Annotated in this window: 12 protein-coding genes; 9 read left to right on the top strand and 3 right to left on the bottom strand. The window is 50.2% G+C overall.

The genetic code is table 11. The features are described from left to right. Window positions 1-286 precede the first annotated feature (286 nt). Complete coding sequence (locus tag MHZ97_RS18050; RefSeq protein WP_239315311.1) at window positions 287-664, bottom strand: hypothetical protein; 378 nt, start codon at window positions 662-664, stop codon at window positions 287-289. Window positions 665-996: 332 nt separating this feature from the next. Here MHZ97_RS18050 and MHZ97_RS18045 point away from each other — a divergent pair, with 332 nt between their 5' ends. Continuing rightward, window positions 997-1,203 (top strand): hypothetical protein, encoded by a 207-nt coding sequence (locus MHZ97_RS18045; protein WP_239315310.1) that lies wholly within the window; start codon window positions 997-999, stop codon window positions 1,201-1,203. A gap of 299 nt (window positions 1,204-1,502) precedes the next feature. Here the strand turns inward: MHZ97_RS18045 and MHZ97_RS18040 are convergent, their stop codons facing one another. Beyond that, on the bottom strand, window positions 1,503-2,522 hold the full coding sequence (locus tag MHZ97_RS18040; RefSeq protein ID WP_239315309.1) for a ParA family protein: 1,020 nt from the start codon (window positions 2,520-2,522) through the stop codon (window positions 1,503-1,505). A 236-nt stretch (window positions 2,523-2,758) separates the two neighbouring features. Further along, window positions 2,759-3,391 (bottom strand): LexA family transcriptional regulator, encoded by a 633-nt coding sequence (locus tag MHZ97_RS18035; protein WP_239315308.1) that lies wholly within the window; start codon window positions 3,389-3,391, stop codon window positions 2,759-2,761. Between the two features lie 98 nt (window positions 3,392-3,489). Here MHZ97_RS18035 and MHZ97_RS18030 point away from each other — a divergent pair, with 98 nt between their 5' ends. From MHZ97_RS18030 to MHZ97_RS22480, 8 genes are all read left to right on the top strand, one after another. Continuing rightward, window positions 3,490-3,708, top strand: coding sequence for a helix-turn-helix domain-containing protein (locus MHZ97_RS18030; RefSeq protein ID WP_239315307.1), 219 nt, complete (start codon window positions 3,490-3,492; stop codon window positions 3,706-3,708). Between the two features lie 151 nt (window positions 3,709-3,859). Then, window positions 3,860-4,138, top strand: coding sequence for a lambda phage CII family protein (locus tag MHZ97_RS18025; protein WP_033748108.1), 279 nt, complete (start codon window positions 3,860-3,862; stop codon window positions 4,136-4,138). A 45-nt stretch (window positions 4,139-4,183) separates the two neighbouring features. Next, entirely contained in the window at window positions 4,184-4,321 is a 138-nt protein-coding gene (locus MHZ97_RS18020) for a hypothetical protein (RefSeq protein WP_239315306.1), read from the top strand. Further along, a complete protein-coding gene (locus MHZ97_RS18015; RefSeq protein ID WP_239315305.1) occupies window positions 4,318-5,223 on the top strand; it encodes a DNA replication protein in 906 nt (301 codons plus the stop codon). Before MHZ97_RS18020 ends, MHZ97_RS18015 begins: the two co-directional genes overlap by 4 nt. Then, window positions 5,213-6,637, top strand: a complete 1,425-nt coding sequence (locus tag MHZ97_RS18010; protein ID WP_239315304.1) for a DnaB-like helicase C-terminal domain-containing protein — start codon at window positions 5,213-5,215, stop codon at window positions 6,635-6,637. The genes MHZ97_RS18015 and MHZ97_RS18010 overlap by 11 nt, the downstream gene beginning before the upstream one ends. Then, on the top strand, window positions 6,637-6,954 hold the full coding sequence (locus MHZ97_RS18005; protein ID WP_239315303.1) for a hypothetical protein: 318 nt from the start codon (window positions 6,637-6,639) through the stop codon (window positions 6,952-6,954). The genes MHZ97_RS18010 and MHZ97_RS18005 overlap by 1 nt, the downstream gene beginning before the upstream one ends. Further along, window positions 6,951-7,283, top strand: a complete 333-nt coding sequence (locus MHZ97_RS18000) for a hypothetical protein (RefSeq protein ID WP_239315302.1) — start codon at window positions 6,951-6,953, stop codon at window positions 7,281-7,283. The genes MHZ97_RS18005 and MHZ97_RS18000 overlap by 4 nt, the downstream gene beginning before the upstream one ends. After that, a complete protein-coding gene (locus MHZ97_RS22480; RefSeq protein ID WP_375337774.1) occupies window positions 7,280-7,474 on the top strand; it encodes a ClpX C4-type zinc finger protein in 195 nt (64 codons plus the stop codon). The genes MHZ97_RS18000 and MHZ97_RS22480 overlap by 4 nt, the downstream gene beginning before the upstream one ends. The last annotated feature ends 148 nt before the right edge of the window (window positions 7,475-7,622 follow it).

Raw genomic sequence — 7,622 nt, 5'->3', positions numbered from 1 at the left:
CTGAGCGGATTCGCGTTTAAACTCTGCGCTGAAATTTCTTTTTTTCATTGAGGCACCTGTAATGTTCTGAGGTGAGCATATCACCTCTGTTCAGGTGGCCAAATTCAGTAAACCACTTCATCCTCAGCTGCTGTGTTGATCTGAAAAAGTGAAAATTGTCCTTTTTTATTGGACCTAGAGTCTGACCTTTTCTTTAGCGCCCTTGACGTGTGACTCTCTCCAGCCCGTTTGTTGTCTACAGGCTGTGTAGCCGATACGCATAAATCATTCATAAAATACCTCTCTGCTAGATAAGTGGAATCGATTTGCCACGCATCTTCTGCACAGCGTGAATCTGACGGCCAGCCTCGTTGCTGACCTTCTGGTATTTGGTACTGATGCGGTGCTCAACGTATGCCGCCGCACCCGCCATAATCTGCTTGTGATACTCCGTCTCTGTTTCTACTGCCTTGACTACGCGGTCAGCTGCCGGCCGTTTGCAGGCAATCTCAGCGCGGCTCAGTTCCACGCGACGCTGCGGCGCTCCCTGACTAAATGCGCTCGCCAGAATCGCTTCAATCTCACGCGCCTTAATAGCCTCTTCAGCCCGGCGAGCGTTGCGACGTGACTTCGTGTTATCTTTTCCAACAGGGTTAAGTGATTTGCCATAGACGATGTTCGCCATAAATCCTCCGGTTAGTTACTGGCTGCACTGTCGCAACAATGCACTCAGTAACCACTGTTAGAGTTCGGTGCGTTCTCGGCACCTTCCGTAGAGCTTCCCGCTCGTTGTTACAAAGAGCTGCTATCCGTTTCGTACTGCGCCAGCGTCCTGCTGATGGATTAAAGATACAGATAAAACTGTATTACCGTCAACAGATAAAACTGTAAAATTGATATGAAAATACATATATATATGTATTTAAACGGAAATAAATTTTCTACAGCCGCAAAAATCCCGCACAAAGCTGGACTCAGTGCTACGATTTCATGGCTTAACAGGAGGAGGTTGGTGGCATGAGAAACAAAGATGTGGCTGACTTGCACAGGAAGATGATGCCTGAGGTGGGAGAGGTTCTTGGTAGGGGGGCTATGGAGCTGCTGAGGGAGGGGCGGGCGATAACTAATCTGGCAATAAAGGAGAAGATAACAGGTCTTTATGCTGATAAAGCAGATGACATAGTAGTGCAGATGGCGCTGGCTCTGCTGTCGACGACGCACTGACGGTGCAGGTCAGGATTGCGGGCAAAAAAAACCGCCAGACCAGCGCTGGCGGTAACTTGTCGAGCAACAAGCAAAGTGATGGATATATTTCACTTTCATTATTGGCCGATATTTTTTTACCTGCAAGCGTAAGCGGCAAAAAAAGCCCGCACACGGCGGGCAAGAGTGATGCGGACAATTAGCTTGTTCCGGCCCTGAGGCCGTGTCTCTCTGGACATTAGTGTTATCGGCAGGGCAGGAGATAGCTTTAGGGGTGGGCACAAAAAACCCGGCGCGGTGGCCGGGATTATGGTCACCCATTAAAGTTTATCTACCATTTTATCAATTGCTTCAAGGCATGACTGTTTGTATGGTCCATTAACTTTAACTCTCCTGTTCATAACTCTTACGCTTCCAGTTGGAAGAATTGAGAATGGGCACCCTTTCGCGAAGGCAACAACACCAGTTGTCTGGAAATCCTTGATATTGACGACCCCTTCCTCTACGGCAGTAAAGTCGAATATTTCAGGGTTGCTTACCAGTAGCTGCTGTATGTCGCTGTCTATAGAATTAAGAACTGCTGCATATGCAGAAGCGGGCCCCATATACTGTGTAAGCCGATTTTTGGCGATCATATGCACTTTCGGTAATGGACGGTTCACGGCATTTAATTTATTGGCAAAGGCATAGGAAGCGTAAATGTCAGATGGTAGTTTCAATCCGTAAATCAACGAGAAGGCGTTTTGGATCGCCCTGCGTGATGAGTCGTCAGCCATGACTGGCAGGATGAGCTTATCGACAGCAGCTAAGGCAACCTGAGTGTAAATTGAAAAGCTAGGGTTGCAGTCTACAAACAGCACATCATACTCACCATCAAGCCCAGCAATTAAATCATTTATCCAATCAATGATGCTAACCCAAGCATTCGTCCCCGGTATTTGTTGGTTTGCTAGGGTGTTAATGGCATTAGCCTGTAGCTCCAGAAGTGGATCGCCACAAACCAGAGAAATATTGCTGGGGATATTTTCATTGAATGATTTGGGATGTGTGAGGTAGTCGTGAGAATCGAATCTGGGCTTCTGATACGGAGTTGGAAGTCTCATTTGGAAATACCCACCTAGAGTGCAGCGGCTTGTAAGATCGTGCCTGGTGAGTAGATTTACGCTGCCATTTCCGATTAAACCTCCAAGGAATAATTCTGAAAGGTTGGCTTGAGGGCATACGTCTATAACAAGAACTCGATGTAACGGATTCGTTTCTGCATAGCGGCAAATAGCTTGAAAGGACAGGCTTGTTTTACCGGTCCCGCCTTTGTTATTCCAGATAGCATATTTTTTCATTAGTGGCTCTCGGTTATCGATGTCATTCCTGGTAGCTTAGGTTACCAGTGGTAATCCGTTTACCAATGGTGACATCGTTAACCAAACCAATCAAGCTATTTGTGGTAATCCGTTTACCAATGGTGACATCGTTAACCAAAAAGGCCGCATTTCTGCGACCTCTCTCTTATCAGAAATATCACCCAAACGTCTCTTCCGGCCACTGGGCCTTAACCACCTTACCGATGATGCGTATGCTATCTTTTGCGGCGGTAAATGCGGTGCTCAACCATGGTACCGATGATCTGGATGCGCTTTTCAATGCTGCGCATTACTGGGTAATCATCATTCAGGGGGAGTAATTCAAAGTGCTGTCTGCCATCTTCTGCAAGAGTAGTTGGGCGGTACTTTTTAAAGGTGGCTTCATGCTCGCCGTTCTTCGCAACAACAAATTCTCCAGGTGCAGGCTCTATTTCCGGATCGACGATAATGACATCGCCAGCCTTAAAATCAGGCTCCATAGAGTCGCCTATAATCTTTAATGCAAAGGTATATTGCGACCAGTCCATATCAGTCATGACGTACTCACACGAGCCATCAAGCGCTTCTATAGGGCCTTTAGTAGCCATCTCTCCAGCTTGTACATAGCTGATCAATGGAATCCTCCTTGTGTTCACCTCGCTAACAGGCTGGAAGTTACCACCATTAACTAGCCATGACGGATCACAGCTAAGAGATTCAGCAATACCCACAATGTTGCGCGGCTTTAATGTTTTACCTTCCTCAATACTCGCCCAAGACTGCTGCCTGATACCAGCCCTTTCTGCGGCTTCAGCCTGAGTTAGGCCCAACTCGGCCCTTCTTTGCTTTACTCGTTCTGCAAGGCTCATAGCATCCTCTCCATTTCCTTACATCCTCACAGTTAAAGCTGTATTTGACAAACAGAAGTAACTGTTAGACAATACAGATAAAACTGTGGAGGTGAGTAATGGACACAATTTCTCAACGCCTCAAACAGAAGCGCATGGAGTTAAATCTGACACAGGCGCAATTAGCTGAGAAAGCTGGAATGAAGCAGCAATCAATACAGCAAATTGAAGCAGGTTCCACACAACGCCCGCGCTTCTTGTTTGAACTTGCCGCAGCCCTCCAGTGCGACCCGCTCTGGTTACAGTACGGCAAGAAACGCGGCTCTCGAGCCGCTTAAGCAACACCGCTCTTTTTACAACGGACATGAAGTCCTACGGAAGCCACCGAGAACGTGGCGACTAACTCAAACGAAACAACAAAACGTTCGTGGCAATAGCTGCGGCTTTGTCACGTCTGAACAACAACTTATCACCAAGGAATCATACGAAATGGATCATGCAAAGAAACGCAACGAGGCATTGCGCATTGAAAGCGCCTTGCTCAACAAAATCGCCCTGTTAGGCACTGAAAAGACAGCAGCTGCTGTTGGTGTCGATAAGGCGCAGATAAGCCGCTGGAAACGAGACTGGATACCGAAGTTCTCGATGCTTCTGGCAGTACTGGAATGGGGTGTCGTGGATGACGAGATGGCTCATTTAGCCCGGCAGGTGGCGCAGCTTCTCGCAAAAGGAAACGCCCCAAAGAGCAATGAACTCTTTGAGGCGTAGGGTGGGGCAACAACCACGATGCATATCCCGGAGATGATTATACCAATGAAACACGTTTTACGCCAGGCAGAAATGCGCAAAAACCTTGCCCGCATCGAGTTCTGCAAAGGCTTTAACCCGACGGTAGCTGAGAAGCTAAAGCACATTCTGGAAGAGGCCAAAGCGAAGGAGAAGGGCAAATGAGTAACGTAGCCAGTCTGGCCAGAGCGAGAGAGGCCAGAAAGAACCAGGAGACGCCGCATCATGGCGGTAAGGGGTATGCCTTGCTGCACCGCAAAATCAAGGAGCTTCCCTTTTACAGAACGGATTCTGAAGCTGTTCACCTCTGGATCCACATCATCCTCTCAGCTAACCATGCGCCTGCATCGGTCAACACTGAGTTAGGTGAAATCCTCGTTAACCGAGGGGAGTTCATTACGGGGCGAAACACTCTGGCATCGGAAACTGGAATTACTGGAGATCGGATTAAATACCTGCTCAACAAGTTCGAAAAGCTGAGCATGATAAGCCGCATTTCCAACAAGAAATTTACCCGTGTTTCTGTCACAAAATACGACGATTATCAGCCCAATTTTGTGCCAACAGATTACCAACAGAGTGCCAACGCAATGCCGCTTACACCAAGGGCTAGCGAGGAGGTTGTGCCAACAGATTGCCATCAAAGTGCCACAAACAATGAATTACTAACTAATAACTCAATATCTAAAGATATTGAGTGTGCAACTTCCGCATCAAAACAGGCTGACCAGAAGCAAAGGCTTTCCTGCGAAGAAGTATGGGAAGCACTTCGAGAATGTGTGCCTGATGCACGCGGATGGAATGTATTAACTCCAAAGCGCCGGCAGCTGATCCAGAAGTTCTGGCGAGAGGCTCGACCCATTGCTAAGCAGTTCGGTGATGACCAGCCATTCGGCATGGAAGCATTCCGCCAGTACCTGAATTACCTGCACGCATCATGCCGCTGGATGTTTGAAACCCGTTCTGACCAGGCAACCGGCAAGACATGGCAGAAGCGCAACTACGAATACATTCTGAGCGCAGAGCTTTATGCGCAAGTCCGCGAAGGAGAACGCGATGACCGATAACATCCTGATGCCTCCGCACAGCCTCGACGCTGAGCAAGCAGTCCTTGGCGGCCTGATGCTTGATGGCGGCGATGAGAGAACGCTGAAGGTTATGGCGATGCTCAAGCCGGAAAGTTTCTTCTCTGGCCCGCACGCAAACATCTTCACCGCGATTAAAGACCTGCTGGCACGCAACCAGCCGATTGACCCGCTTACCCTGTCAGACGTTCTTGAGGCAAGCGACAAGCAGTACGGCGGATTCAGCTACCTGGCTGAGCTGACGAAGAACACCCCGTCAGTTGCCAACCTCGTGCACTACGCCGCCGTGGTGCGTGACAAGGCGATGGAGCGCTACGCCATCTGCAAGCTGAACGAAGCAACCGAGATGCTCTACAGCCGCAACAGCATGACGGCCGTCGAGAAGCTGGAATCTATCTCAGCCCTGACAACCCAAATCAGCGACTACGCCAAGACGGGCAACCGCCGCGGTCTTCGCTCATTCGGTGACGTCATGGACAGCTGGGTAGCCGACCTCGAGAAGCGCTTCGATCCGAATGGTGAGCAGCGCGGCATGAGCACCGGCATCCCGTCCCTTGACCGCATGCTGGCACCGAAAGGGCTGGTCAAAGGTTCGCTGTTCGTCATCGGCGCGCGTCCGAAGATGGGTAAGACCACGCTCTACGGGCAGATGGCAATCAACTGCGCCATCCGCGAGAACAAGCCTGCGCTGATGTTCAGCCTAGAGATGCCTGCTGACCAGATTCTGGAGAAGCTGGTAGGGCAGAAGTCAGGCGTTAACCCGAGCATTTTCTACATGCCGGCCACTGACGACGCAGACGATACCTACCAGGGCGACTATGACGGCGATTTCGATAAGGCCATCAAAACCGCTAACCGCCTACGTGAGTCCGACCTGCTGTACATCGACGATACTCCTGGCCTGTCACTGGCTCACATCGTTGCAGAGTGCCGCAAGGTGAAGCGCCAGAAGGGAGAGGTAGGGATGGTGCTGGTCGATTACCTGACGCTGATGACAGCGGAAAAGGCTGACCGTAACGACTTGGCTTACGGGCTCATCACGAAAGGGCTGAAGAACCTTGCCAAAGAGCTTGGCTGCGTCGTTGTGCTGCTGACACAGCTTAACCGTGAGCTGGAGAAGCGCGTCAACAAGCGACCGCTTCCGAGCGATTCCCGCGATACCGGCCAGATTGAACAGGATTGTGATTACTGGGTAGGTATTCACCGTGAAGGCGCTTATGACGAGAGCGTTCCGGCAGGCGAGACAGAGCTGATTTTGCGACTGAACCGCCACGGAGAAACCGGCACCGTATTCTGCCTGCAGAAAAACGGCGCTATCTACGACATGGATCAGCAATCGGCAAGGGCAGAACGCGACTCGCGACAGGCACCAGCCAAAAGCAAAGGGGGTTTTTGATGTCAGTAATTATCAAAGGTCTATACGTCAAAGTTCTTCACCCAAGTAACTCTATGGCTCACTTTGAAGTTTTGCTGTCGAACTGCAACACACCAGAAGCCATCAAGCATTGGGCATCACATCTGTTGGAGAAAAGCTGGGTGTCACGTCAGGTAGCCGACAGGTTTATCAGCCTTATGGCTACGCGAATTGGTGCTGACCGCAATGATTGCCTTCCGACGGAATTAATACCGATTACACCAAGCCAGCGAGTTTATCTTGCCGAGAAGATCGCCATGCTTCGTGCGGTTCTGAAATCACCGGGGGCAGCGTCATGACGCAAGTAACCCAAGAGATGCCCCGCACCATCATGGTGACGCTGGCAACAGATCCGGCGCTGATGCACATGGTTGAAAAATGCCTGGAGGAAAAGGAGTTTGTCGAGCAATTCACAAGACTGTTCGGCATCGGACTGCCACGCATGTCTAAGACGCCAATCGAGTACATGGTGGATGAAGCAACCGGCTGGCGCGCCGACCAGTATCGCCAGTTCTTCAACGCATTTATCCCGTTCGTGCACCGGTCGGTATACCTGCCGATGAAGGCACAATTCGAGTGTGATTCGCGTTCCGACAAAGGCGGCAAAAAGCGGGGAGGTGGGTTTTGAGGAGCAAAGAAAATAACAAGTGGCATTGCGATTTTTGCGGAAAATCGCAAGACGATGTCGAAACAATCATCGCTGGCCCGGAAGAGGTAGCAATTTGCAACCGCTGCATCTGCAAAGGCAATGAAATCGTCTTGCAGCAGCTGCGCACTATGCAAACCGTAAAGCCTATTAGCCCAGGAGTCGCCAATTAACAAGCTAACCGCCTGAGAAGGCTCGGCACATCCTTGCGGGTTTAAAAGAGAATGCTGAATACGCAGGGCCAAGTATCCGCGATGAGTACATGATGCAAGCCTTAGAGATAGCCCTGCCAGTGCTGGAGCAGCAGGAGAAGGCAGCTGG

This window comes from Pantoea sp. ACRSC, assembly GCF_022346785.1.
GTDB classification, from domain to species: Bacteria; Pseudomonadota; Gammaproteobacteria; order Enterobacterales; family Enterobacteriaceae; genus Pantoea; species Pantoea alvi.
This window is presented reverse-complemented; position numbering and strand designations above follow the sequence as displayed.

Coding starts and splice junctions, on each gene's coding strand:
- MHZ97_RS18050 (WP_239315311.1), bottom strand. CDS start 664: ATGGCGAACATCGTCTATGGCAAATCACTTAACCCTGTTGGAAAAGAT.
- MHZ97_RS18045 (WP_239315310.1), top strand. CDS start 997: ATGAGAAACAAAGATGTGGCTGACTTGCACAGGAAGATGATGCCTGAG.
- MHZ97_RS18040 (WP_239315309.1), bottom strand. CDS start 2,522: ATGAAAAAATATGCTATCTGGAATAACAAAGGCGGGACCGGTAAAACA.
- MHZ97_RS18035 (WP_239315308.1), bottom strand. CDS start 3,391: ATGAGCCTTGCAGAACGAGTAAAGCAAAGAAGGGCCGAGTTGGGCCTA.
- MHZ97_RS18030 (WP_239315307.1), top strand. CDS start 3,490: ATGGACACAATTTCTCAACGCCTCAAACAGAAGCGCATGGAGTTAAAT.
- MHZ97_RS18025 (WP_033748108.1), top strand. CDS start 3,860: ATGGATCATGCAAAGAAACGCAACGAGGCATTGCGCATTGAAAGCGCC.
- MHZ97_RS18020 (WP_239315306.1), top strand. CDS start 4,184: ATGAAACACGTTTTACGCCAGGCAGAAATGCGCAAAAACCTTGCCCGC.
- MHZ97_RS18015 (WP_239315305.1), top strand. CDS start 4,318: ATGAGTAACGTAGCCAGTCTGGCCAGAGCGAGAGAGGCCAGAAAGAAC.
- MHZ97_RS18010 (WP_239315304.1), top strand. CDS start 5,213: ATGACCGATAACATCCTGATGCCTCCGCACAGCCTCGACGCTGAGCAA.
- MHZ97_RS18005 (WP_239315303.1), top strand. CDS start 6,637: ATGTCAGTAATTATCAAAGGTCTATACGTCAAAGTTCTTCACCCAAGT.
- MHZ97_RS18000 (WP_239315302.1), top strand. CDS start 6,951: ATGACGCAAGTAACCCAAGAGATGCCCCGCACCATCATGGTGACGCTG.